The organism is Sphingomonas plantiphila, assembly GCF_046000505.1.
Taxonomy (GTDB): domain Bacteria; phylum Pseudomonadota; class Alphaproteobacteria; order Sphingomonadales; family Sphingomonadaceae; genus Sphingomonas; species Sphingomonas plantiphila.
In genome coordinates, this window is sequence record NZ_JBELQC010000002.1 from 69,697 (window position 1) to 93,410 (window position 23,714).

The 23,714-nt window shown below is 66.6% G+C and carries 21 protein-coding genes and 2 tRNA genes; 13 read left to right on the top strand and 10 right to left on the bottom strand.

The features are described 5' to 3' along the window. The first annotated feature begins 69 nt into the window (after positions 1-69). Both ABS767_RS12575 and ABS767_RS12580 read left to right on the top strand, forming a co-directional pair. On the top strand, positions 70-714 hold the full coding sequence (locus ABS767_RS12575) for a hypothetical protein (protein WP_408078850.1): 645 nt from the start codon (positions 70-72) through the stop codon (positions 712-714). A gap of 57 nt (positions 715-771) precedes the next feature. Then, positions 772-1,248: an EF-hand domain-containing protein gene (locus ABS767_RS12580; protein WP_408078852.1), complete on the top strand. Its 477-nt coding sequence runs from the start codon at positions 772-774 to the stop codon at positions 1,246-1,248. Positions 1,249-1,366: 118 nt separating this feature from the next. Here ABS767_RS12580 and trmFO read toward each other — a convergent pair whose 3' ends face one another. Beyond that, positions 1,367-2,713, bottom strand: a complete 1,347-nt coding sequence (gene trmFO / locus ABS767_RS12585) for a methylenetetrahydrofolate--tRNA-(uracil(54)-C(5))-methyltransferase (FADH(2)-oxidizing) TrmFO (protein WP_408078854.1) — start codon at positions 2,711-2,713, stop codon at positions 1,367-1,369. A gap of 141 nt (positions 2,714-2,854) precedes the next feature. On the opposite strand from trmFO, the gene ABS767_RS12590 reads away from it, so the two are divergent. Beyond that, the gene (locus ABS767_RS12590) at positions 2,855-3,499 is read left to right on the top strand and encodes a lysoplasmalogenase family protein (RefSeq protein WP_408078856.1); all 645 of its coding nucleotides are present in this window, start codon (positions 2,855-2,857) and stop codon (positions 3,497-3,499) included. On the opposite strand, the gene ABS767_RS12595 is transcribed toward ABS767_RS12590, so the two are convergent. The 4 genes from ABS767_RS12595 to ABS767_RS12610 all read right to left on the bottom strand — a co-directional run bounded on the left by ABS767_RS12595 (position 3,466) and on the right by ABS767_RS12610 (position 6,376). Further along, positions 3,466-3,888 carry a hypothetical protein gene (locus ABS767_RS12595; protein WP_408078858.1) on the bottom strand — a complete coding sequence of 141 codons (423 nt, stop codon included), beginning with the start codon at positions 3,886-3,888 and terminating at the stop codon, positions 3,466-3,468. The genes ABS767_RS12590 and ABS767_RS12595 overlap by 34 nt on opposite strands. Positions 3,889-3,913: 25 nt before the next feature. Next, a complete protein-coding gene (locus ABS767_RS12600; RefSeq protein ID WP_408078860.1) occupies positions 3,914-4,717 on the bottom strand; it encodes a fatty acid desaturase in 804 nt (267 codons plus the stop codon). Positions 4,718-4,744: 27 nt separating this feature from the next. Beyond that, positions 4,745-5,743 carry an SRPBCC family protein gene (locus ABS767_RS12605; protein WP_408078862.1) on the bottom strand — a complete coding sequence of 333 codons (999 nt, stop codon included), beginning with the start codon at positions 5,741-5,743 and terminating at the stop codon, positions 4,745-4,747. An 84-nt stretch (positions 5,744-5,827) separates the two neighbouring features. Next, positions 5,828-6,376, bottom strand: a complete 549-nt coding sequence (locus tag ABS767_RS12610) for a GbsR/MarR family transcriptional regulator (RefSeq protein ID WP_408078864.1) — start codon at positions 6,374-6,376, stop codon at positions 5,828-5,830. 40 nt (positions 6,377-6,416) lie between these two features. On the opposite strand from ABS767_RS12610, the gene ABS767_RS12615 reads away from it, so the two are divergent. From ABS767_RS12615 to ABS767_RS12630, 4 genes are all read left to right on the top strand, one after another. Next, positions 6,417-6,794, top strand: coding sequence for a VOC family protein (locus ABS767_RS12615; protein ID WP_408078866.1), 378 nt, complete (start codon positions 6,417-6,419; stop codon positions 6,792-6,794). A 3-nt stretch (positions 6,795-6,797) separates the two neighbouring features. Beyond that, complete coding sequence (locus ABS767_RS12620) at positions 6,798-7,229, top strand: DUF488 domain-containing protein (RefSeq protein WP_408078868.1); 432 nt, start codon at positions 6,798-6,800, stop codon at positions 7,227-7,229. An 80-nt stretch (positions 7,230-7,309) separates the two neighbouring features. Beyond that, positions 7,310-7,912 (top strand): hypothetical protein, encoded by a 603-nt coding sequence (locus ABS767_RS12625; RefSeq protein WP_408078870.1) that lies wholly within the window; start codon positions 7,310-7,312, stop codon positions 7,910-7,912. 220 nt (positions 7,913-8,132) lie between these two features. Beyond that, a complete protein-coding gene (locus tag ABS767_RS12630; RefSeq protein ID WP_408078872.1) occupies positions 8,133-8,537 on the top strand; it encodes a cupin domain-containing protein in 405 nt (134 codons plus the stop codon). A gap of 6 nt (positions 8,538-8,543) precedes the next feature. Here ABS767_RS12630 and ABS767_RS12635 read toward each other — a convergent pair whose 3' ends face one another. Further along, positions 8,544-8,891 (bottom strand): DUF952 domain-containing protein, encoded by a 348-nt coding sequence (locus tag ABS767_RS12635; RefSeq protein ID WP_408078874.1) that lies wholly within the window; start codon positions 8,889-8,891, stop codon positions 8,544-8,546. Beyond that, complete coding sequence (gyrA, locus tag ABS767_RS12640; RefSeq protein WP_408078876.1) at positions 8,888-11,638, bottom strand: DNA gyrase subunit A; 2,751 nt, start codon at positions 11,636-11,638, stop codon at positions 8,888-8,890. The genes ABS767_RS12635 and gyrA overlap by 4 nt, the downstream gene beginning before the upstream one ends. Before the next feature lie 249 nt (positions 11,639-11,887). Here gyrA and ABS767_RS12645 point away from each other — a divergent pair, with 249 nt between their 5' ends. Together ABS767_RS12645 and ABS767_RS12650 are read left to right on the top strand one after the other, a co-directional pair. Further along, complete coding sequence (locus ABS767_RS12645; protein ID WP_408078878.1) at positions 11,888-15,439, top strand: beta strand repeat-containing protein; 3,552 nt, start codon at positions 11,888-11,890, stop codon at positions 15,437-15,439. 171 nt (positions 15,440-15,610) lie between these two features. Beyond that, complete coding sequence (locus tag ABS767_RS12650; RefSeq protein ID WP_408078880.1) at positions 15,611-16,861, top strand: tetratricopeptide repeat protein; 1,251 nt, start codon at positions 15,611-15,613, stop codon at positions 16,859-16,861. 56 nt (positions 16,862-16,917) lie between these two features. On the opposite strand, the gene ABS767_RS12655 is transcribed toward ABS767_RS12650, so the two are convergent. Beyond that, on the bottom strand, positions 16,918-17,382 hold the full coding sequence (locus ABS767_RS12655) for an Lrp/AsnC family transcriptional regulator (RefSeq protein WP_408078882.1): 465 nt from the start codon (positions 17,380-17,382) through the stop codon (positions 16,918-16,920). A 190-nt stretch (positions 17,383-17,572) separates the two neighbouring features. Here ABS767_RS12655 and ABS767_RS12660 point away from each other — a divergent pair, with 190 nt between their 5' ends. The 4 genes from ABS767_RS12660 (at position 17,573) to ABS767_RS12675 (ending at position 21,076) form a co-directional block, all read left to right on the top strand. Beyond that, positions 17,573-19,810 carry a histidine kinase dimerization/phospho-acceptor domain-containing protein gene (locus tag ABS767_RS12660; protein ID WP_408078884.1) on the top strand — a complete coding sequence of 746 codons (2,238 nt, stop codon included), beginning with the start codon at positions 17,573-17,575 and terminating at the stop codon, positions 19,808-19,810. Between the two features lie 9 nt (positions 19,811-19,819). Beyond that, positions 19,820-20,860: a polysaccharide deacetylase family protein gene (locus ABS767_RS12665; protein WP_408078886.1), complete on the top strand. Its 1,041-nt coding sequence runs from the start codon at positions 19,820-19,822 to the stop codon at positions 20,858-20,860. Positions 20,861-20,878: 18 nt separating this feature from the next. After that, positions 20,879-20,955 (top strand) — tRNA-Ile (locus ABS767_RS12670). A 44-nt stretch (positions 20,956-20,999) separates the two neighbouring features. Beyond that, positions 21,000-21,076: transfer RNA gene (locus tag ABS767_RS12675), tRNA-Pro, on the top strand. On the opposite strand, the gene ABS767_RS12680 is transcribed toward ABS767_RS12675, so the two are convergent. Both ABS767_RS12680 and ABS767_RS12685 read right to left on the bottom strand, forming a co-directional pair. Continuing rightward, positions 21,077-22,372 (bottom strand): metallophosphoesterase family protein, encoded by a 1,296-nt coding sequence (locus tag ABS767_RS12680; protein ID WP_408078888.1) that lies wholly within the window; start codon positions 22,370-22,372, stop codon positions 21,077-21,079. Positions 22,373-22,406: 34 nt separating this feature from the next. Beyond that, on the bottom strand, positions 22,407-23,693 hold the full coding sequence (locus tag ABS767_RS12685) for a ComEC/Rec2 family competence protein (protein ID WP_408078890.1): 1,287 nt from the start codon (positions 23,691-23,693) through the stop codon (positions 22,407-22,409). Between the last annotated feature and the right edge of the window lie 21 nt (positions 23,694-23,714).

Consider the following 23,714-nt stretch of genomic DNA (forward strand, 5'->3'; position numbering starts at 1 on the left):
GGCTAACGGGGATTGAAGGTGGATGGTTAACGTAACGATTACCCTCGTTCCGCGCCGATCGGGCCGGTGATGGACAGCGGCGAGCGCCGGATCGTTCTGACCTATGCGCCGACGCGTCGGGCCGGCGATGGTCTTGCCGCGTTGCTCGACCTGGACGACCGACTGGGCGAGACATTGCGGACGACGACCGAGCCGATGCTGGGGCAGATCCGGCTGCAATGGTGGCACGACGCGCTCTGCGCCCTCGACTCCGCGCCGCCTCCCGCCGAGCCGGTGCTGGAGGGGGTGGCACGGCATGTGCTGTCGGAGGGAATCGCCGGGGCGATGGTCGCTGAGATCGTCGATGGCTGGCAGATGCTGCTCCAGGAACAGCTCGATGAAGCGGCGCTGCACGGCTTCGCGGGGCGGGGCAGGCAGCTGTTCGGGCTGGCGGCGCGGCTGGCGAACGCCGATCCCGGTGATCCTGCCGGACGGGCCGGAGAAGGGTGGGCGCTGGCAGATGTCGCACTGCGCCTGAGCGATCCGGCAGAAGCTGCGACGGCGCGGCGGATGGCGGAAGATGCGTTGGCGGAAGCCACGAAGCTTCGGTGGAGCCGCAACGGGCGCGCGCTGGGGGCGATGGCGCATCTGGCGCGGCTCGACCTTGCCGGGGTGGCGCCGGGGGCGCCGAAGCGGACCGGGCGGGCGCTGTGGCATCGGATGACGGGGCGCTGACGTCTTGCTGCCGCCGCTGGAGGCGCTAGCCTGTCGGTTCGACAGGGGAGAGTCGGCATGTGGCGATATTTTGTGGGTGGCCTCGCAGCGTTGCTGATGGCGGGAGCGGGGATGTTCCTGTTCCAAGGGAGCGCGACGCCGGAACCGCTGCCCACACCTCCGGCACCCCAATCATCGCAGGAAGCTGCGCCGACCGAGGAACTTGCCGCAGTGCCGGAGGCGCCGGAGCGGACCCGCGAGGAAAAGCGGTTCGATCGCAACGACAAGGACAAGAACGGGCTGATCACGCTCGCCGAACTCCAGCAGCCGCGGCGCAAGGCGTTCGCCAAGCTCGACAAGAATGGCGACGGGCGGCTGTCGTTCGAGGAATGGGCGGTGCGAACCAGCGACAAGTTCGTCGGCGCCGACAAGGACAAGTCAGGCTCGCTGACCCGCGCCGAATTCGCCGCCACCGCGCCCAAGCGCAAGGCGAAGACGGCGCCGCGCTGCGACTGTCGCGCCGAGGTCGCCAAGGCGTTGGCCGAGGCTGAATAGGGCCTGTTGTTCTCCTGCGAAAGCAGGAGTCCAAGGATGGCGCGCCGGTCGCTTGGGACCCTGGGCTCCTGCTTTCGCAGGAGAACATGTTGTTTCGCCGCCACCAGCTTGCCTTACGCTAGCGCAGCCATTGCGCGAACGCGGCTCGGGCGCGGCTGGTGTAGAGCAGTTTGCGGTCGGCTTTCTTGGTCCGCCCCTCGATCGGCGGCATCAGGCCGAAATTGACGTTCATCGGCTGATAGGTCTCGACCTCCGCGCCGCCGGTGATGTGGCCGAGCAGCGCGCCGAGCGCAGTTTCGACCGGGGGCGGGGTCAGGTCACGGCCGAGGATTTCGGCGGCGGCGAAGCGGCCTGCCAGCAGGCCGATCGCGCTGCTTTCGACATAGCCTTCGCACCCGGTCACCTGCCCCGCGAAGCGGATATGCGGGCGGCTCTTGAGCCGCAGCGTCGGATCGAGCAGCTCGGGCGAGCGGATGAAGGTGTTGCGGTGGAGGCCGCCGAGCCGGGCGAACTCGGCATTTTCAAGCCCGGGGATGGTGCGGAACAGGCGGACCTGCTCGGCATATTTGAGCTTGGTCTGGAAGCCGACCATGTTCCACAGCGTGCCGGTGGCATTGTCCTGGCGCAGTTGGACCACGGCATACGGCCAGCGGCCGTTGGGAAATTCCTCGCACGCCGTCCGCGGATCGTCGAGTCCGACGCCCTTCATCGGGCCATAGCGCAGCGTATCGACGCCGCGCTCCGCCATCACCTCGATCGGCATGCACCCTTCGAAATAGGGGACGTTTTCCCACTCCTTGAACTCGGTCTTCTCGCCGTCGAGCAGGCCCTGATGGAAGGCGAGATACTGCTCTTTCGTCATCGGGCAGTTGATATAGTCCTTGCCGTTGCCGCCCGGACCGACCTTGTCCCAGCGCGACTGGAACCACGCCTTGTCCATGTCGATGCTCTCGAAATGGACGATCGGGGCGATGGCGTCGAAAAAGGCGAGCGTGTCGCTGCCGGTGGCGCTGCCGATGCTGTCGGCGAGGCCGGGGGCGGTGAGCGGGCCGGTGGCGACGATCGTCAGCCCTTCGGCGGGAAGCTGGTCGATGCGTTCGCGCACGATGGTGATGTTGGGATGCGCTTCGAGCGCGGCGGTGACGCCTGCCGAGAAATGGTCGCGGTCGACCGCGAGCGCGGAGCCCGCCGGGACCTTGTGCGCGTCGCCCTGCGCCATGATCAGCGAGCCGAGGTCGCGCATCTCCTGATGCAGCAGGCCGACGGCGTTGCGCTCGGCATCGTCGCTGCGGAAGCTGTTCGAACAGACGAGTTCGGCGAGCCCGTCGGTCTGGTGCGCCGGGGTCATGTCACCCGATCCGCGCATTTCGGAGAGCTTCACCCGGATACCCGCATTGGCCAGCTGCCAGGCGGCTTCGGATCCGGCGAGGCCGCCGCCGATGATATGGACTTGATGGTTACTCATAATGATCGAAACTGACTCGGCTCTCTGGGCAAGCTGACAAAAAATGGGGTTGTCATGCGCGTGGTTGACACCGGCCCGACAGTGCCGGACCTCTGCCGTCGCCCTTACGCCAAGGGGGGCCTTGTAGGAAAAGGGAAAGTGATGGGGTGGCTGTTCGGGGCGGCGGTGGTCGCGGGGGCGAGCTATTGCCTGGAGGCGTGGGGGCTGGTCGATCCGGGCGCCTTGGGGCCGGTGTGGAAGACCAGCGGGGTGGCCTTGCTCGCGGTCTGGACGGCGACGCGGGCGCGGGGCACGGATGGCTGGCTGCTGGCAGGCGCGCTGGCGCTGGGGGCGTTGGGCGATCTGTTGCTGGAGACGCATGGACTGATGGTCGGCGGCGCGGCGTTTGCGGCGGGGCATGTGGTGGCGTGCGTGCTGTATCTGCGCAACCGGCGGGATTCGTTGACGCCGAGCCAGAAGGCGTTCGGGTGGCTGCTCGCGCCGGCGACGATCGGGATCGCCGCGCTGTTCGCGGCGCCGGCGGGCGGAGCGGTGCAGGCCGGGGCCTATTCGGCGTTTCTGGGGGTGATGGCGGCGCTGGCATGGACCAGCCGCTTCCCGCGCTATCGGGTCGGGCTGGGCGCGGTGCTGTTCGTGGTTTCGGACCTGCTGATCTTCTCGCGCTTCGGGCCGCTGGAGGGATCGGGGGTGCCGAGCCTGCTGATCTGGCCGACCTATTTCTCGGCGCAGGCGCTGATTGCGTGGGGGGTGGGTCAGACTCTGTCGTCGGACCAGCGGGTGCCGTAGCGGACGATCAGGGCGCAGATGGCGCCGGTCAGGCCGAAGAGCGTGAATGAGCCCGGGTCGAAATTCGAGAAGTTGTTACCGATGGGAAAGATAGCGATGTTCGCGAGCAGCGCACCCACTGAAGCCCAGAGGGCTGGCAGTCGCGTCCATCGCACATGGATCCCAGCCGTTGCCATCACGAAGCTGCCGATAAGAATTGGCAAGAGCGACAGGGTGAAACCGACAGCGGCAGACATCATCAGCAGCGGAATCAGCCCTAACACTTCCCACCCAGACGGGATGTGTTGCGGATAGAACAGCAAAACGCCGACCATTAAGATACCGAGAAAGATCGGGCCGGCAGCAAGAAGCGCGCGGACTACACCGCCGGCATAGGACACTCGAGGCATCACTTACTCCTTCTATGGGCTTTGTTCAGAGACGAACAGGGACCACCATCTTCGCCCCAAGCCCCGGCGCGGCGCCGTCGATTCGCTCTGCTAGCTTAGGGAGACGGCTCACCGGCACGGCCGGGAACAGGTGGTGCTCCAGGTGGAAGAACATGTTGTAACTCACCAGATTGAGCAGTCGCCCGCGCTGGGTGCGGGCGATCAGTGCGCCGTCGCAGCCGTGGTGGGTGATCCACACCGCGAAGAAGGCGGTTAGGCACTGGGCGGCGAGCATCGCGGCGATGTGGTAGAGCAGGGGCGGCCAGAGTGTCGCGAGCGCGGTGCCGATCATGGCGAGGTTGAGCGCGAGGTCGATGATCATGCGCCGCCGCAGGACCGGGCCGCCATGGCGCCAGCCGTAGCGATGCGTTTCAACCGGAAAGCGCGGGCCGAAGGCCAGCACCTGACCCAGCGTCATGTGGCCGCAGCGGCCCTCGATATCGTCTTCGGTCCCGACCTTGCTGTGATGATGAAGATGGTTGAACGCGACCGAGCTGTTGGAGCCGAGCATCAGCGCGCTGAGCGCGTGGAGAACGATGCGATGGCCGCGCGGGCCGAAGCCGAGATTGTGATGGATCGCCTCATGGTTGAGGCGCAACGCGGTGAGGAAGAAGAGGAAGGAGGCGAGCGCGGCGAGCGGCCAGATGCCGAACGCGGCGGCCGTGAGCGACAGAGCGAGCCAGGGGAGGGGGTGGAGGCATTCGACCAGTCCGTCGCGCGGTCGCATCGCAACCAGATCGCGCCAGATGACGCGGCGTAGCGCGGGATCGGTACGGAGGGGGCGGGCCATCTCACATCTCCTTCATCTGGCAGGGGGTTATGCGGTGCGCGGTCTCCGTTCGGAGCGGTCGCGGATCACGGCGAGGACGTTCGCGGACACGTCGCCGATCAGCAGTTCGCCCCAGAGCCGCGCGTACCAGTTGACCGGGGTCTGCACCCAATAGTGGGTCGTGAGGGTCAGCCGGGTGCGCCCGTCGGGCAGCGGGGTGAGGACGTAGCCGCCATCGGTGATGCGGTAATGCGGGCTGTCGGGCAGAAGGTGGCGGTCCTGCATCGCCCAGGCGTCGAGGTCGGTAGCGTCGAAGCGGAACTCCCACCACAGGCGTCGGCCGGGCTGCCAATCGGTCACCACTTCCTGAAAGCGGATGCCGTCCTGCCACTGCACCTGCCGGGTCGCGCCGTAGCCCTGGCGATCGAGCTGTGCGCCGGTGGGGCGGGGCAGGCCGATAATGTCTTGGGAGACGGTCCAGCGCCCCTCGCCGGGGCGGATATGGTCGGCGGCGCGGGCGTGGCGCCAGATCGTCGCCGGATCGGCATCGATGATGACGGAGCGCGTGATGTTGCCGGTGTCGCGGGCGAGGGGGATCATCGGCTCGACCTGCATCGCGACAAGCGGGACGAGCAGTAGCGTGGAGGCGCGGAAGACGTTTTCGACCGGCTCCTCGCGCCTGCGCAAGCGCCAGGTGAGGTAGCCGCCGAGCGCGCTGAGCGCGAACCAGAAGGGGCTGAGCATCAGGATGCAGATGCCCCCTTCGCGCAGGGCGATCAGCGAGGCGAGCACGACCGCGCCGAACAGCGCCGTCGGCACGCTGCCGGTGTAGAAACCGCGCGGGCGCCGGGCGAGCGGATCGCCGACATAGGTGACGAATGCCGTCACCACAGCGGGGAGAATGAGGAGGAAGGTGAAGCTGATCAGGCCGGACGGATTCACCGCCTCGATCAGCAGATAGACGCCGAGCGCGAAGGCCAGGCCGAAGATGCACGCGGCGGCGATCCGGATTTTGGCAGTCCTGAGCTGGGCTTCGGCCTGGTCCATCTCTTCGTCCCTTTTATCTGGTATTTCGGTAAATACAGAAACTGTGTGTCGCGAGGGTTTAGGCGGTGGCGTGCGCCGGTACGTTCAATCCTTTTTCGAAGACCCCGGGATGAAGCGCGCGACCTTGCCGCCGAGCTTCATCAGCGTGACGAGGGTGGGCTTGGGCAGGACGCGGACCTGATCGTACCAGGTGCCGAGCGTGCCGATGAATTCGTGCATCCGCGTGACGCGCTCGCGCACCTGTGGCGGGGCGGTCTTGTCATTGGCGAGGCGCTCGGCGAGTTCGCCGAGGAGCTGGACGGTGGGGTCGATCTCGCGCCGCTTGCGCTCGGCGGAGATGCGCATGAGCATTTCCCACAGGTCGGTCTCGGCGGTGAAATGGTCGCGGCGGTCGCCCTCGACATGGACGCGGCGGACGATGGAATAGCCCTGAAGCTCCTTGAGCCCGGTGGAGACGTTGGAGCGGGCGAGACCAAGCGTCTCGACGATCTCCTCGGCATGAAGCGGGCGGTCCGACAAATAGAGCAGCGCGTGGATCTGCGCGACGGAGCGGTTGACGCCCCAATGCGTTCCCATTTCGCCCCAGTGGAGGATGAACGCCTTGGCGTCGGGATGCTCTGCGAACCGGGTCATGATGTAATTTCTGTAATTACAGAAATTAGGAGAGTCAACGATGATCGATCATATGAGCATCGCGGTGGCGGATGCCGAGCGATCCAAGCGCTTTTACGAGGCGACGCTCAAGCCGCTGGGGATGCGGTGCCTGACCGAGATGCCCGAGGATGGCGGGGGCGCCTATGGGTTTGGCGTCGAAGGTGGCGGCGAATTCTGGGTAGTGCATAGCGACCATGTCGGCGAGGACATGCACGTGGCGTTTCGTGCGGAGACGCGCGCGCAGGTCGACGCCTTCTACGCGGCCGCGATCGCGGCGGGCGGGCGCGACCATGGCAAGCCGGGGCTGCGGCCGAACTATGGACCGAACTATTATGCGGCCTTTGTCTATGATCCCGACGGGGTGAATATCGAGGCGGTGTGCTATGCTGAGCAATAGGCGATGAAGGTCTTCACCATCGGTTATGAAGGCGCGACGATGGACAGCTTCCTCGCCGCGCTCGAACGGGCCGGGGTGGAGCAGGTGATTGACGTGCGGCAATTGCCGCTGTCGCGCCGGCCGGGCTTTTCCAAGACGCCGCTGGCGACGGCGCTGGGGGAGCGCGGGATTTCCTATGTTCACCTCAAGGCGCTGGGCACGCCCAAGCCGGGGCGCGATGCGGCGAAGAAGGGCGACCGCGCGACGCTGGAGGCGGTCTATTCAGGCCAGCTCGAACTGCCCGAGGCGCAGGCGGCGGCGGCACGGATGCGCGACCTGATCGCGCAGAAGCCGAGCGCGTTGCTGTGCTTCGAGCGCGACCCGTGCCTGTGCCATCGGACGTTGCTGCTCGATTCCGAGGGCAAGGGGGTCGAGGTAGAGGATTTGTTTCCGTGATTTGGCCGCCTCGTGCTATTCCGGCTTGGAGAATGCACTGAAAGGCTGAGAGAGTTTTCACGGCACGAGGGGAGCGCGCGATGCGATATCAGCTGACACTTCTGTTCGACCAACAAAGCCTCGAGCACATCCGCAATTCAGGGTTGAGTGTCACGATCGTCAGGGATGCCGATATCGCCGCAGGTCTCGCGGTCGCATGGCAGACGTTTCATCCGTTGCCGAACAATCTGGTCGAGTGGGACGACGACGATGAGGTTTATGGAACCTTCAGCCAGCTGAACCCGGGTGCGGAAATCATTCCTGCGGCGACGACGCACGCGGTTCGTGGCTGGCGCTACACCTTTGGGAACGGGTGGTTCACCGCAACACCGGGCGGAAGCAATCCGGATGGATATGAGCTGGTCAACGGGACCGACGCGCCGGTCGTTCTCGGGCTGGCGAAGGGGGCCGTGGTCGACGGTCAGCATCGGGTTGTGCCGGCGAGCGCTTTTTTCGTTCCCCCGGGTCTTTCGGTCAGGATTTCACCGCAGTCACGCGTTTCAGCGTTCCTCTCGACCAATATAAATAGCGGCGTCGTGCTTGGCAGGGCGCCTATGAATGCGTTTTCGGTTGAGCTGTCACCGGAAAGGCCGACGGCGCGGATCCGGTATGATGAGGCGACGGGCGGCTTTGGCGCGGCCTAGCCCGTGACGGGACGTGCGACACTTCACGTGATCGCACCGCCCCGCGCGATACTGTGCTTCGAGCGCGATCGGTGCCTGTGCCACCGCACCCTGCTGCTCGACGCGGAAGGGCAGGAGGTGGCGGTGGAAGACCTGTTCGCGGACGCCGTCGGATCGGTGACGCGGCGCTATCGACAGGGCCGTGTGTGCGGCTTAGGTTCCGCGCGACTGGAGGTGTGGGATGACGCCGTTTCTCGTGCTGCTGATGCTGGCCGGGCTGCCGCAAGAGGCGCCTGTCGATCTGGACGCCGTCGCCGCTGCGCCGGGAAATCACAAGGTGCTGCTGGAGAATGACCGCGTCCGCGTGCTGCAGGTCGAGGTGGCTCCGGGCGAAACCGAGCCGGTGCACGAGCATCGCTGGCCTAGCGTGATCCATATCCAGTCGGCGCAGCCGGGCGTGGATATTCGCTATGCGGTGCGCGACGGGAAGCTGGTCGAGACCGAGCGATTCAACATCCCGGCGGGCAGCCCTCCGCCCGCGATCTGGGTGCCGCGCGAACAGCCGCACGCGGTCCAGAACCTCGGGAACGCGCCGTTCCGGCTGCTGCGGGTCGAGCTGAAGGAACCGCCGGTCGCGCAGCGATGAGCCGGGTCAGCCGGTGACGGGCAGGGCGACGCTGCCGTCCTCGGCGCGCTCCAGCGGGGAATAGGCGACGACAGTATCGAGCGTCAGCGCGCCGTAGAGGTGCGGGAACTCGGCACCGCCGCGTGAAACCTCCCAGCGGATCGCGTCGCCGAGCGCCTCCAGATCGACCGCGGCGACCCACAGGTCGGGCTCGTCGGCGAAATGCCTGTCCACCGTCTCGGTCAGCTGGGCGGCGGTGGAGAGGTGGATATAGCCGTCCTGGATATCGATCGGCGCGCCCTGGAAGCTGCCTGCCTCGAGGTCGGCCATCTGGGGCGCGGTCAGCACCTTGTACGCGGTCGCGGGGCGGGTCATTCGCCGCCCTCCGGGCCTGCAGCTAGATCCTCGCCGGTGTCGCCGTCGGGCTGCGGTGCGGTCTCGACCTCGTTATCGGCCAGATTGACCTCGGCGTCCTCTTCGCTCTCCTCGATCCGCGCGGCCGAGACGACATGCTCGTCGGCGGCGACGTGGAACAGGCGCACGCCCGCCGAACCGCGGCCGATGACGCGCAGCGAGGCGAGAGGCAGGCGAATCATCTTCGCCTGATCGGTGACCAGCATCAGCTGCTGCGCGGTGGTCGCCGGGAAACTGCCGACGACCGGGCCGTTACGGGCGATGTTGTCGATATTGGTGATGCCCTGCCCACCACGACCGGTACGGCGATACTCATAGGCAGAGCTCAGCTTGCCATAGCCGTTGGCGCAGACGGTGAGGATGAACTGCTCTTTGGCGCGCAGTTCCTCGAACCGTTCGGGGCTGAGGTCGGGCTCGCCTTCCTTCTCCGCCTTCCACGGAGCGAAGCGCAGATAGGCCTCGCGCTCCTCGGCGGTGGTGCCGATGCGGTGCAGGATCGACAGCGACATCACGGTGTCGTCGCCGAGCAGGCGCATGCCGCGCACGCCGGTCGAATTGCGGCTCTGGAACTCGCGGACATCGTCGCCGGCAAAGCGGATCGCCTTGCCCTGGCGGCTGGCGAGGAGGACGTCGTCACCCTCGCCGAGCAGCGCGACGCCGATCAGGCGGTCATCCTCGTCCTCGCCCTCGAACTTCATCGCGATCTTGCCGTTCGACGGCACGTTGGTGAAGGCGTCCATGCTGTTGCGGCGGACATTGCCCTTCGCGGTCGCGAACATGACGTGGAGATTGCCCCATTCCGCCTCATCCTCGGGCAGCGGAAGCACGGTCGAGATCGTCTCGCCGGCCGCGAGCGGCAGGAGATTGACCATCGGGCGGCCGCGCGTGGCAGGCCCGCCCTCGGGCAGCTTCCACACCTTCATGCGATAGACGCGGCCCAGCGTGGAGAAGAACAGCACCGGCGTGTGCGTCGAGGTGACGAACAGTTCGGTGACGACATCCTCGTCCTTGGTCGCCATGCCGGCGCGACCCTTGCCGCCGCGCGCCTGGGCGCGGAAGGCGTCGAGCGGGGTGCGCTTGATGTACCCCTGCATGGTCACGGTGACGACCATGTCCTCGCGCTCGATCAGGTCCTCGTCCTCGATCCCGTCGGCGGCGGCGGCGATTTCGGTGCGGCGCGGGGTGGCGTACTGGTCGCGCACGGCGACCAGCTCGCCGCGCAGCACTTCGTACAGCTTGGCGCGGTTGGCGAGGATTTCGAGCAGCTCGGCGATCGTGTCGGCCAGTTCCTTGAGTTCGTCGCCGATCTCGTCACGACCCAACGCGGTGAGGCGATGGAGGCGCAGGTCGAGGATGGCGCGGACCTGGACGTCGGACAGGCGATAGGTGTCGCCGGTCACTTCGGTTTCGACCGCTTCGACGAGGCGGATATAGCCGGCGATCTCCGCGATCGGCCATTCGCGCGTCAGCAGCGCTTCGCGCGCGGCGGTCGGGCTGGACGAACTGCGGATGATGCGGACGACCTCGTCGAGATTGGTGACCGCGATGACGAGGCCGAGCAAGATATGCGCACGGTCGCGCGCCTTGGCGAGTTCGAACTTCGAGCGGCGCGTGATGACCTGCTCGCGGAACTTGACGAACGCCTCGACGATGTCGCGCAGGTTGAGCAGCTCGGGCCGCCCGCCGCGGATCGCCAGCATGTTGGCGGGGAAGGACGACTGCGCGGGCGTGTTGCGCCACAGCTGGTTGAGCACGACTTCGGGGGTTGCGTCGCGCTTGAGGTCGATGACGATCCGCACGCCTTCGCGGCTCGATTCGTCGCGGATGTCGCTGATCCCCTCGATCCGCTTTTCCTTGGCGGCCTCGGCGATCTTCTCGACCAGCGCGTTCTTGCCCTGCTGATAGGGGATTTCGGTGAGCACGATCGAGCGCCGTTCGCCGCGCTGTTCGGTGGTGTGGCGGCTGCGTACGATGATCGAGCCGCGGCCCGACTGATAGGCACTGCGGCAACCCGAGCGGCCGAGAATCATGGCCCCGGTCGGGAAGTCGGGTCCCGGCACGATCTCCATCAGCTCCTCGACGCTGATCGCGCCATTGTCGATATAGGCAAGGCAGGCATCGATCACTTCGCCGAGATTGTGCGGCGGGATGTTGGTCGCCATGCCGACCGCGATGCCGCCGGCGCCGTTGACGAGCAGGTTCGGGTAGCGGGCGGGCAGGACGGTCGGCTCGCTTTCCGAACCGTCATAATTGTCCTGGAAGTCGACCGTGTCCTTGTCGATGTCGTCGAGCAGCGACATCGCGACCTTGGCCAGCCGCGCTTCGGTGTAGCGCATCGCGGCGGGGGGATCGGGGTCCATCGATCCGAAATTGCCCTGACCGTCGATCAGCGGCACCCGCATCGCCCAGTCCTGGGCCATGCGCGCCATCGCGTCGTAGATCGAGCTGTCGCCGTGCGGGTGGTATTTACCCATCACGTCACCGACCAGGCGGGCGGACTTGCGATAGGCGCGACCGGGAAGATAGCCGCCCTCCTGCGCCGCGTAGAGAATGCGGCGATGGACGGGCTTGAGGCCATCGCGGACGTCGGGCAGCGCGCGGGCCACGATCACGCTCATCGCGTAATCAAGGTACGACGCCTTCATCTCGTCGACGATCGAGATCGGGCTGATGTCTGAAGGGTCCGCGAGGACGGTCTCGTCGGTCAAATTTCGGTGCTTTCGAAGGGTTGTTTCAGTGTTGTGACCGCTCTAGCGGGGCCATGGCTACCTGCCAACCCCGGGCGCGCGGCCGCACGCGCGCGCGCCCGCACGCGAGCACGTAATCCGATTGTGGGCGGCAACGATTCGTGAGAAATATCGCGCCAAGCGCGGGGGCGATTTGCCAGGCCGTCCAGGGGCGTCCCTGCCGTCGGGGCACGGGGCACGGACCGGATTTGCGCTTCTGGGGAGAGCAAGATGGGTACGTATAACGGCACGCCGGGCGACGATGTTCAGAACGGGACCACCGGCAACGACATCATGAACGGTCTGGGCGGCAACGATACGCTGCGCGGACTGGCCGGCGACGACACGATCGACGGCGGCGACGGAAACGACATCCTGTTTGGCAATGGCGGCGCGGATACGATCAACGGCGGAGCCGGCGACGACTGGCTGACCGGCTATGACAACAACCCCAACGGCCAGAACGGCATCGACATCGTCAATGGCGGTGAGGGGAACGACCGGATCGGCATCTATGGCATGGCATCGCTGGTCGCCGGCTCGCAATTCATCGGCGGGGCGGGGTTCGATACGGTGTTCTTCGGCCCAGGTTCGATCTGGGACCAATATTCCACGCTCGACATCAGCAACCTGGCCATCACGCTGGAGGCCGAGCGGATCGAATCCGAATCGATGATCGTCCGAATGAGCGCGGCGCAGCTTGCCGGCTTCACCCAGTTGGCCGGGCTCTTCGAACTTGCCGAGAGCGGCAGCTTCGACCTGACCGGCAACCGGCTCGTCAGCGGCAGCATCGGCTTTTCGGACGGGAACGACACGGTAACTCTGGCCGGCAATACCAACGCCGAACTGGTCAGCCTGCGCGGTCGGGGCGGAGACGATACGCTGGTCGGCGGACAGGGCGCCGACGCGCTGATCGGGGACGAAGGCAATGATCGGCTGGAAGGCCGCGACGGGGACGACGGGCTGGAAGGCGGAGCGGGGAACGACACGCTGCTGGGCGGGGCCGGCAACGACAATATCTGGGACGGCGAGGGCGTCGACCGCGTCGAAGGCGGTGCGGGCGACGATACGTTGCACATCACGTACCAGGCCGGCGACATCGTCGACGGCGGCGCTGGCAACGATTATCTGATCATCGAGAACGGCAGCCCCTATGTCGACGATGTGATCGACTTCACCAACGGCGCGTTCATCGGCATCGAGCGCGTCTATGCACCGTGGAGCACGGTGATCGCATCGTCCGCGGTGCTCAATGCCTTTCAGACCCTGGAGGTGGAGCGGGTGCGCTTCACGACCGCCGGTTCCTTCGCGATCAGCGGCGACGCGGTGCGCGCGCGCGACTGGGAGTTGAGCGCGGCGGGGAACACGCTCGACCTCACCGCTGGCACGTTCGCCGGCGGATATCGCGTCACCGGCCTGGGGGGCAACGATACCGTACGCGGGAGTGCCAATTCCGATATCTTGAACGGTGGAGACGGCAACGACACGCTCAACGGCGGCGGCGGCGGCGACGAACTGTTCGGCGGCGCCGGGATTGACCAGGTGTTCGGCGGTGCCGGCGACGATGTGATCCATATCGGCCCGCCGGGCGACGGCACGGGACAGGATCTGCCGGGCGAGACGCTGGGCGCGGGTGAGGTGATGGACGGCGGGGAAGGCAACGACACGCTGTTCGTGAGCGGATCGCATTACGGCTATAGCGATGTCGTATCGGACATTTCCGCCGCGACGATGCGCGGAATCGAATTCCTGGCGGGGCATTCGCTGTCCGGCCTCCGCGCGACGGTGGCGCAGTTTTCGAGCGTCCAGTCCTCGACGCTGCACGGCCATTATCTTGCCAATGGCGGGACGCTCGACCTGACCGGGCGAGCGTTCCAATATTATTTCTACCTCAGCGCCGCGGGCAATACGCTGATCCTGGCCGGTGCGGACAATCGCTATATCCATGTCGTCGGCGCAGGTGGTGACGACCATGTCGTGGGATCGGACAATTCCGATAATCTGCAGGGCGGGGGCGGCGCCGATTGGCTGGAAGGGGGCGAGGGCGACGACGTCCTGATCGGCGACGCGGGCAACGACCGGCTCTATGGCGGTAACGGCTCGGACTATCTGAGCGGCGGTGCCGGGGATGACATCATGGATGCCGGGGCGGGCAACGACATTCTGTCGGACGACGAGGGCAATGACCTGCTGTCGGGCGGCGCCGGCGATGACATCCTCAACATCGGCAGCATGACCACGGCGGCGGACCGGTTCCAGGGCGGCAGCGGCGTCGACAGGATCCTGGTCAACGCGACCGCGGCGGTGGACATCAGCAATTTTCAGATCGCGGCGGATATCGAGCGTGCCGAGAGCAATGTCGAACTGGGCGTGTCGGTCACGCAGGCGAACCAATTCCAGGCGATCGTCGCGCCCGCGCTGCGGCTGACCAACGGCGGCACCGTGTACCTGCTGAACGGGACGTTCACCGGACAGACGCTCTATCTGAGCAATGCGGGCAACGCGGTTGATTTGAGCGGCACCACCACTGGTGGGCTGAGCGTGGTGGGCGGCAATGGCAACGACCTGATCATCGGCGGCAGTGGTTTCCAGACTCTGACCGGCGGGGGCGGCGCCGACGTGATCTTCGGCGGCGCATCGTCCGACATCATCGACGGCGGCGCCAGCAACGATTCCATGTACGGCGGTGCGGGCGACGATACCTACCGCGCGAGCAGTGCGCTCGACCTGGTGTTCGAGGGCGTGGACGGCGGGCATGACCGGGTGATCTCCACCGCCAGCTATTATCTCTATGCCAATGTCGAGGATCTCGAACTGGCCGGACCGGCCCAGTTCGGTGTCGGCAACGATCTGGCAAACCACATCACGGGAACCGCCGGCGCCAACCTGCTGCTCGGCGGAGGCGGGGACGACCGGATCGAGGGCGGCGTCGGGGCCGACTCGCTGTTCGGCGAAGCTGGCAACGACGTGATCGATGGCGGGATCGGGATCGATTATCTCGTCGGGGGCGCGGGCGACGACGTGCTGGACGGCAGCTATGACGCCGACGCGCTGTACGGCGAGGATGGCGACGACATTCTTTATGGCGGCATCGGTTTCGTCACCGACATTCTGGTAGGCGGCGCCGGCGACGACATTCTCTACGGCGATTCGGGCGAGCAGGATTACGACCTGATGGACGGCGGGTCCGGAAACGACATCTACTATGTCGATACGGGCGCCGACCTGACATTCGAGGCTGTCGGCGGCGGCACCGACACCGTCGTGGCCAATATCGAGGGACCAGGCAACGGCGTCTACCTCTACGCCAATGTCGAGAACCTGATCCTGATGGGGGAGACCGCGTTCGGGGTGGGCAACGAACTCGACAATATCCTGACCGGGAGCGATGCGTCGAACTGGCTGCTGGGCGGAGCGGGCAACGATGTGATCGACGGCGGCGGCGGCAACGACGTGCTGTACGGCCAGGGTGGCGCGGACACCTTCGTGTTCGAGCGGGGAACCGGGGGCGACGTGATCGGCGACTTCACCGCCGGGGTCGATCGGATCGATCTCAGCGCCTTTTTCCGCAGCTACGCGCAGGTGACGGCGAACATGGTCGAGGTGAACGGGTCAACCGGGATCAACCTCGGGAACGGTGATTTCATCGTCCTGCTGGGCGTGGGGCGCAGCGCGCTGGACGCGGACGACTTCATCCTGACTCCGGCCGCGGGCGCTGACACCATGGCGGGCTATGCCCCGGTCCATGTATCGCTTCCACTCGACCATATCCCCATCTTTTAGCGCGAACGCTTCGTCGCGACGCATCCACTCCGTTCAAAATGCGTTCAGCGAACCGATGCGATGGATTGAACCGAAACACTCCGCCTTGACCGGGCGGGGCGGATTACTAGAGCGGTCGCGTCAATCGCTGCGCCTCGCTGCGTCAGGCACCCCGCGTAAGGAGAGTCCCGAATGAATTCTGTTTCGAAGGCTGCGATCGCTGCGGCGGTCCTGCTTGGAATGCCGCTTGCGATGTCGGCGCCCGCTGCGGCGCAGAAGAAGGATGAGGCCCCGGCCATCAAGGTCAGCGCCGAATTCCGCAAGGCATTCACCGCCGCGCAGGCGGCCCAGAAGGGTGCGGACATCGCCGCGTTCGAAGCCGCGCTCAGCGCCGCGGAAGCCGTCGCGCAGAATGACGATGAGAAATACTACACCCTGCTCATGCGCTACGATCTCGAGACGAAGAAGCGCAACGAGGTCGCTCGCGGCGCCGCGCTCGACCGGATCATCGCCGCGGGTCGCGTAACCGGTCCGGATCTGGGCGACCTGCATTTCGTGCGGGGCCAGATCCTCGCCGCGCAGAAGAAATATGCCGAGGCGCTGCCGCATTACGAGCAGGCGCGCGCGCTGGCATCGACCCAGCCCGACCTGCCGCTGCAGCGGGCGATCGCGTTGTTCGAGACGAACAACGTCCAGGGCGGCGTCGCATCGCTCGACGAGGCGATCAAGGCGCAGGAAGCCGCGGGAAAGAAGGCGCCCGAGGCGTGGTACAAGTTCGCCGTGTCGAAGCTGTACCAGTCGGGCAACAAGGCCGTTGCCGCCGAATGGCTGAGCCGCCAGCTCGCGGCCTATCCGAGCAACGAGGCGTGGCGTTCGTCGCTGCTGATCTACATGGAGCAGGCGCGCGCCAAGGGCGTCGCGATGGATGCGGACCAGGAATTGGACATGCTGCGCCTGATGCGCGCGTCGAAGGCGCTGGGCGGCGAGAGCGACTATCTGAACTATGCCGATATCGCGCAGCGTCGCGGTCTGCCCTGGGAGGCGAAGGCGGTGATCGAGGAAGGTCGCGCGGCTGGCAAGATCCAGGCGAGCAACGCGGCGGCCAACGAGCTCTACCGCTCGGCCACCACGCGCGAGAAGGCCGAGGGCTCGCTGGCGCCGGAAGCGACCAAGGCGGCATCGGCGGCGAACGGCACGCCGGCCAAGAATGTCGGCGACGCCTATCTGGGCAGCCGCGATTTCGCCAAGGCGGCGGAGATGTATCGCCTCGCCCTGCAGAAGGGCGGCGTGGACGCCAATCTGGTCAACACACGCTTGGGGATCGCGCTGGCGATGCAGGGGCAGAAGGCCGAGGCGAAGACCGCGTTCCAGGCGGTCAGCGGTGCGCCGCGCGGCGATATCGCGCGCTTCTGGATCGCCTGGCTCGACCAGCCGGCGGCCTGAACCGGCGCCATCGGGCAATAGAGAGGGGCGGCTTGCGGGCCGCCCCTTTTTTCATGTCACAGATCGACGGGGACGCCGGGCATCGCCTTGGACGTGCGGATCGTCAGCGACGTGCGCACATGCGCCACATTGGGCGCGGTGGTGAGCCGGGTGGTCAGGAAATGCTGGAAGCTGCTGAGATCGCGCGCGACGATCTTGAGGATGAAATCGATATCGCCGTTGAGCATGTAGCATTCGCGAATCTCGGGGATCGCGGCAACATGCGCCTCGAACGCCTCGAGATCGGTCTCGGCCTGACTCTTCAGGCTGACCATCGCGAAGACGGTGATCGTATAGCCCAGCCAGGCAGGATCGAGATCGGCGTGATAGCCGCGAATCGCGCCCTTTTCCTCCAGCGTCCGCACGCGCCGGAGGCAGGGCGGGGCAGTCAGGCCGACGCGGTCGGCCAGATCGACATTGGTCATGCGTCCATCGTCTTGCAAATGCGCCATGATCTGCCGGTCGATGTCGTCAAAAGCCATTATGATTTCCTCACGCGACAGGATTCGGTCGCATTATGTCTGTTAAGCATAAGAAAATTACCTGCAAGCGCAATTGTCCCACTATGCGACGCCGGCGCTTAAAGACGAAATCTCCGGTTCCGGTACGCGTCCCCCCGAGTTAAGGAATCCTTACCGGACGATCCGCGGCCGGCTGGGGACTACCCGAGCATTGCGTTACGACGATACCCTGGAGACGGTTCTGGCCGCCGATGTTTCGACATCGTTCGGCAAGGCGTCTGCGTGGCGTCAGCTCGTCGACCTGATCGGCCGCCGGCGCGTAGCTGCGGATGCGCGCGCGTTCAATCTGTTGCGCAGGATTCGCGACGAAGTGCCGCTGGGCGTGCGGGCGGCGAGCGCGCGCGGGCTTGAGGCCGTCAATCCCCCTGGCGCGCTGGTGGCATTGTGCGCGACGGACGACATCGCGGTGTCGGCGCCGGTGCTGCGGAGCGCGAAGCTGAGTTCGGGCGAGTGGGTCGAGTTGCTGCCGCGCCTGTCGGCAGCGGCGCGTACCGTGTTGCGCGCGCGACGCGACCTTCCGCCCGGAATCGCGCGCGCGCTCGAGACGTTCGGACCGATCGATTTCGTGATCGAGGACGGTGTGAGCGTGGTCGAGATGGCCGCGTCGGTCGAAGCGGACGTTCCCGATGCCGACGACGGTGCCGAGGCCGTCGCGGCCATCGAACCGGCGCTTCCGGCCGAGGCCGAAGCCGAAATTCCTGCACTTCCGGTGAACGCGGAGCCGGTCGAGCCCGTAGAGACATTGTCGATCGACTGGACCGAGTTGCTGCCTCCCGAGCCCGCGATGCCCGAACCGGCAGCCGTATCGGAGGAGGTCGCGCCGGACGAAACCGCGGTCGAGGTCCCGCCTGTCGAGGATAGGGCGGAACTCCCCGCCCGGCCGCGGGCGCGCATCCGTCTGCGTCCCGTGCTGGAGCCGGTCGAGGAGGCGCCTGCCGAGCCGGTGCTCGACGCGGCCCCCGCGCTCGACCCAATGCCGGAGCCTGTCGCCGCGGAAGCGGAGATGATTCCCGCTGAAACCTCCACCTTCGTCGCGATCGGGGCTGCGGCGATGGGGATTCCCGTGGTTGCACAGGCGCTCGGCCGCGCGCAGGCCGTACGTGACACGGAGATGGACCAGAGCGGGACGGGCGACGAACCGTCCACCGCACCCATGGTTGCAGCTGGATCCGAACCGGCGCAGGTTTCCGTAATGTCAGGGGAGGCCCCCATCCTTGCCGACCGCGACGGCGCGCCGGAGGGAGCTTCGGCTGAGGTCGGGGCGGACGGGCAGCGCGTCGACGGGGTCGACGGTCCCTTCGAGATCGCCGACGTGGTCGCGCGGATCGATGCCTTCTATACGCGCCAGCAGGAGCGCCGCCAGGTCGAGCCACCGCCGCGCGCCGATGGCTTTCGCTTCGAGACCGATGCGCAGGGGACGATCCGCTGGGTCGATGGCGTCTCGCGCGCCCCGCTGATCGGCCTGTCGCTCGAACTCAACGTGCATGGCGATGGATCGCGCGCGGACGGCGTCGCGGCGGGAGCGCTGCGGCAGCGCGCACCCTTTGCCGATGCGCGGCTCGTCGTAACCGGCGAATCCGACGCGGCGGGCGAATGGCGCATGTCGGCGGCACCCGCCTTCGATCCGGCGACCGGGCGCTTTTCGGGCTATCGCGGAACGGCACGCCGGCCGCGGCGCGAGGAGACCGCCGCGGCGCCGGTTCGGGTCGCCAGCCCCGCGGCGGATTCGCTGCGCCAGCTGATGCACGAGCTGCGCACCCCGACCAACGCGATCGCCGGCTTTGCCGAGATGATCGAGCGCGAAATGCTCGGCGACGCGCCGCCGGTCTATCGCGAGCGTGCCGGGACGATCCGCATGCATGCGCGCGCGCTGCTCGCGGCGATCGACGATCTCGACATCGCGGCGCGGATCGAGGCATCGGCGTTGCAGCTGAACGACAGCGACGTGGCGCTGCGCCCGATGCTGTCGCGGATCGCCGACGATCTGGCGGCGCTGGCCGAACTGCGCGGCGCCTGGATCGCGCTCCCGATCGATAGCTGCGCGGCACGCGGCGATGCACGTGCGATCGAACGCATGCTGGCCCGCATGGTCGCGACGCTGGTATCCGCCGCCGGCGACGGCGAACGGATCGGCGTGCAGTTGAGCGAGGAGGCCGGACTGGTCTCTGTGCGCTTCGATCGCCCGGGGGCCTTGGGCGACTATGCGGGCGACGCCGTGTTCGGGATCGACGACGAACAGGAAGGCGCGGCGCTGCTGGGCACCGGGTTCGCGCTGCGTCTCGTCCGCAACATCGCCCGCGAGCTGGGGGGACAGCTCATCACGCTGCCCGATGGCTTCGTGATTCAGCTTCCTGCCGCGGTAACCAAGTCTTTGGAACAGGCGCGCTAAGCTCGCTTCGTGGCGAGCACAGCATTTCTTGAGGCCGGGACGGACGGCTATCGCGCAACGGCCCCGGCTCCGGGGTCCCGGATCGACTGGCCCGATGCGTTCGGAACGCGCTTTTCGGTGTTCGTGGACACCGAGGAAGAGTTCGACTGGTCGCAACCGCTGGCGCGCGCGAATCGCGGGACGCGGGCGATGGATGCGTTACCCGCGATGCACGCGCTGTTCGCCGCGCATGGCGTTCCGGCGACCTACATGATCGATGATCCCATCGTCCGCTGCGCGCGATCGGTGGATATCCTCAAGCGGATCATGGAAGATGGCGGGTCGGCGATCGGCTCGCAGCTTCACCCCTGGGTCAACCCGCCCTTCGACGAGGTGGTCAGCCCGCGCAACAGCTTTCTGGGCAACCTGCCGCGCGACCTTCAGGCGGCGAAGATCGCGGCGCTGACCGAGGCGATCGCGGGGGCATTCGGGCGGCGCCCGGTGATGATGCGGACGGGGCGCTACGGGCTGGGGGCGGAGACGCTCGGGCTGCTGGCGGCGGCGGGGTATCGCGTCGATACGTCGATGCGATCCGGGTACAGCTATGTCGGCGAACACGGCCCCGACTACAGCGCGATCGGCAATCACGCATTCCGCACCGGCCATGACGATCTGATCGAGATTCCGTTGACCACGGTTTACACCGGAGCGCTGAAGCGGGGCGGTATCGCTTTGTTCGGTGCGTTGGGGCGGGTGCCGCGCGGGCGCGGCGTCGCATCGCGGCTGGGCCTGTTGTCGCGCGTCGCGCTGACGCCGGAGGACATGCCGATCGACTTGGCGCTGGAGGCGATCCGGGTGGCGGCGGGGGAGGGGGTGCGGCTGCTCATGTTCTCCTACCACTCGCCCTCGGCGGCGCCGGGCTATACGCCCTACGTCCGCGACGAGGCGGACCTGGCCGCGTTCCGCACCTGGTGGGAGCGTGCCTTCGCGTTGCTGGCAAAGCTCGGCATCGCGCCGGCGTCGCACGACCAGATCCTGCAGGCGCTTGCGGGCGCGGCGGATCGCCCCTAATCGCGATGCGCGCTGGCGGGGCCTGTAGCTCAATTGGTTAGAGCTGGCCGCTCATAACGGCTAGGTTGCGGGTTCAAGTCCTGCCGGGCCCACCAGCGCATTGCCTTTCGCCGCAAGCCCGTCTAGGCGGGCGATCCGTCGGGGAGTGGCGCAGTCTGGTAGCGCGCCTGCTTTGGGAGCAGGATGTCGCAGGTTCGAATCCTGTCTCCCCGACCATTAGCGTCGCCGCCGCACCTCGCCCGGAGCGCCGAAGCGGCGGTGGAAGTCGGTGAGTTCGATAGTGAACGAGTCGCGCTTCAGATAGTCTGCATCGGTCAGCGCCGACTGATTGTCATGCGCCTTGTACCATTCGGCATAGGTGGGAAGGTCGGACGCGAATTTGCCGTAATGGGTGGAATAGGTGCGGACCCGGACCGACGGCCGATCCGCGTCCAGATCGAATTGCATCAGGCGCATCCAGCCGTCGCCGACCTGTTGGCCGTCTGCGCCCGCTTCCCGCGCCGTCTGGCCGCGGCCCTGATAGTCGGCCATCACCTGATAGACCGGATTGCCGGCGCGATTGGTGGCGACGCTGAACCCCTGGCCCCCGACATGCCCGCTCAGCACCATGAAGATCTGGTCGTGGCGGCTGATGAACTCGTCCCAGATCATCTCCGGGTCGTTGTCGCGGGGGTCGAGGATGCTGTTGCGCGGATTGGATTTGAGATGCCGCTTGCCGTCTCGACCGAGATAGTCGTGCGTCGAGACGATGGTCGGCAGCCCTGCATAGCGTGCGATTACCCCCGCAGCCCAGGCCAGCGACGCGTCCGGCGCATGATATTGCAGGCCGATGTGGAGGAACCGGCACTTTCCCGCAGTGAAGATCTGCGCGCTGTCGGCACCCTTATCGTGCGATGCCACGTACCAGGGCTGTCCGGCGAAGAATGGCGACGTGTCGGAAAAGGCAGACTGGAACCCGGTCAGACCACCCACATGGCGGATACCTGCCGCGCCGGTCTCCGGTTGGGGTGGGTGTGTCGGGTCGGTCCAGAGCGCGTCCATGTCGTGGTTCCCGGGGACCACCGAAAAGGGCAGTTTTCCGGCGATCAGCTCGAATCCCTGGACCGCGACGGGGATCTCGAACGCGCGCGTGTGCACTTTGGGCGACATTGCGACTTCCGACCCGCCATTGGGGATCCATTTGAACCCGCGCGCGGCGTGCTCCGGGTCCATCCACGCCGAATAATGCTGCCAGACGTCGCCGACATGCGTGGCGAAGACGATATCGCCGCCCGCGCTGCGGGCATTGTCGGCGATCCATCGCATCTGCGCATAATATTGCTCGACCGCGTCGAACGGGAAGCCGGACCATTTCTGATGGCGATAATCGACATAATTCTGGGTGTCGGGAATCACGGCGACCGTGAAGTCGCCGCACGCGCCCGTGCGATAGGATTCCGCCGCAGCCGGCGGAGCGGACAGCAGCGAAAGGCACGCCAGCCCGCAGGTCGCAAGCGCGCGGCGGATGGTCATGCCGGGGCGTCCGGTCGACGCAGCGGGGCGCGGATCACTGGCTCGCATAGGGACCGAACACCGCCTTGATGCGCTGGGCCTCATCGGTGTCGTCGAGGACGAACACCCGATAGCTCGCTCCGCCGGGAGCGACTCGGATCACGACATGGCCCTGCGTGCTGGCCGCCTTTTCGACGCCATAGGTCGTCGTCGCGGTGGCGGGGGAGACGTTGGTGACGAAGATGTCGCGCGGCCCCGGCCACGTTGCCGGCGAGGTCATCCGCTTGAACGTATTGACCGACGGATGCCCGTCGGCACGCGAAGGGATGACGATGACGCGCGGGCGCAACAGGCGCAGAAACGCAGCGCTGTTCGCGTCCCAGCTGCCATGATGATTGGCCTTCATCGCGTCGACTGCGCCAGCCGCCTGCGCGACCGGGGTTTCGACAGTCTTCCACGCCTGCGCCGGCGTCAGCGTTTCGTCCTCCAGCGCGGACAGGTCGCCGCCGGTGAAGTAATCGAACCGGCCATAGCTTACGCGAAAGGCGATGCTCAGCTTGTTCTCGATCGGCAGGTCCTGTGGCGACAGCGTCCCGACCGGCGGGAACAGGGTGCGGGTGCCCGCTCCGGTTCCCGACCACACCACGCCATTGGCGAATAGGTTGCGGACTTCGAACTGCGGATAGTCCCCGGGGGCATAGCGCAGCTTCAACTGATCCTTGCGCCCGGGCACGAACCGCTCGACGCGCAGCCCGCGATGCGCCTGCTGCCACGCGAGGAAGCGCCGGTAATTGACGAGGGTGCGTCCCTTGAGCGGCTCGGGATAGGCATAATCGGGCCATCCACGGTCGATGAGCGTACCAATCGGCAGGTGCTCGGCAATCTCGGTAATGCCGCTGAGCTGATACCCTCCGGCGCGCGCCCGCGGCGAGTCCGGAAGGATCGCGCCCATATGGTCGCCGTGAAAGTGCGAGATCACCGCATAGTCGATGCCGTGGCCGGTCGCGGGAAGCAGCTTGGCGATATAGCGTACAACCCATTCCCCCGGAGGGCGGGAGGCGTCGGGTCGGGTCGGCAGGGAAAAGGGCGGCGCCTCGACCGTCTTGCCGCTGGCGTCGACCAACAGGGTGGTGCCGTCGGGCAGGATCAGGAACGACGCGTCGCCCCGCCCGGTGTTGATGTGGTGGATGTCCAGCATCCCCGCCTGCCATGGTGGCAGCGGAAGCCCGGCCCGCGCCTCCGTTGTTGGCACGGGCGCGGGCGCGGGCGGGAGGCTGGAGGGGGCTGCCGAGAGCAGAAGTGCCGCCGGCAGGACCATCGCGATCCGTAGTGCTTTGCGCATGATGTTAGATCCTTGCTGATG

Bases quoted from the DNA above. Each gene is read 5' to 3' on its own strand.
- ABS767_RS12685 (WP_408078890.1), bottom strand. From the start codon at position 23,693: ATGCGCAAAGCACTACGGATCGCGATGGTCCTGCCGGCGGCACTTCTG.
- ABS767_RS12650 (WP_408078880.1), top strand. From the start codon at position 15,611: ATGAATTCTGTTTCGAAGGCTGCGATCGCTGCGGCGGTCCTGCTTGGA.
- trmFO (WP_408078854.1), bottom strand. From the start codon at position 2,713: ATGAGTAACCATCAAGTCCATATCATCGGCGGCGGCCTCGCCGGATCC.
- ABS767_RS12645 (WP_408078878.1), top strand. From the start codon at position 11,888: ATGGGTACGTATAACGGCACGCCGGGCGACGATGTTCAGAACGGGACC.
- ABS767_RS12610 (WP_408078864.1), bottom strand. From the start codon at position 6,376: ATGACCCGGTTCGCAGAGCATCCCGACGCCAAGGCGTTCATCCTCCAC.
- ABS767_RS12575 (WP_408078850.1), top strand. From the start codon at position 70: ATGGACAGCGGCGAGCGCCGGATCGTTCTGACCTATGCGCCGACGCGT.
- ABS767_RS12620 (WP_408078868.1), top strand. From the start codon at position 6,798: ATGAAGGTCTTCACCATCGGTTATGAAGGCGCGACGATGGACAGCTTC.
- ABS767_RS12600 (WP_408078860.1), bottom strand. From the start codon at position 4,717: ATGGCCCGCCCCCTCCGTACCGATCCCGCGCTACGCCGCGTCATCTGG.
- ABS767_RS12630 (WP_408078872.1), top strand. From the start codon at position 8,133: ATGACGCCGTTTCTCGTGCTGCTGATGCTGGCCGGGCTGCCGCAAGAG.
- ABS767_RS12635 (WP_408078874.1), bottom strand. From the start codon at position 8,891: ATGACCCGCCCCGCGACCGCGTACAAGGTGCTGACCGCGCCCCAGATG.
- ABS767_RS12595 (WP_408078858.1), bottom strand. From the start codon at position 3,888: ATGCCTCGAGTGTCCTATGCCGGCGGTGTAGTCCGCGCGCTTCTTGCT.
- ABS767_RS12580 (WP_408078852.1), top strand. From the start codon at position 772: ATGTGGCGATATTTTGTGGGTGGCCTCGCAGCGTTGCTGATGGCGGGA.
- ABS767_RS12655 (WP_408078882.1), bottom strand. From the start codon at position 17,382: ATGGCTTTTGACGACATCGACCGGCAGATCATGGCGCATTTGCAAGAC.
- ABS767_RS12605 (WP_408078862.1), bottom strand. From the start codon at position 5,743: ATGGACCAGGCCGAAGCCCAGCTCAGGACTGCCAAAATCCGGATCGCC.
- ABS767_RS12680 (WP_408078888.1), bottom strand. From the start codon at position 22,372: ATGACCATCCGCCGCGCGCTTGCGACCTGCGGGCTGGCGTGCCTTTCG.
- ABS767_RS12590 (WP_408078856.1), top strand. From the start codon at position 2,855: ATGGGGTGGCTGTTCGGGGCGGCGGTGGTCGCGGGGGCGAGCTATTGC.
- ABS767_RS12615 (WP_408078866.1), top strand. From the start codon at position 6,417: ATGATCGATCATATGAGCATCGCGGTGGCGGATGCCGAGCGATCCAAG.
- ABS767_RS12625 (WP_408078870.1), top strand. From the start codon at position 7,310: ATGCGATATCAGCTGACACTTCTGTTCGACCAACAAAGCCTCGAGCAC.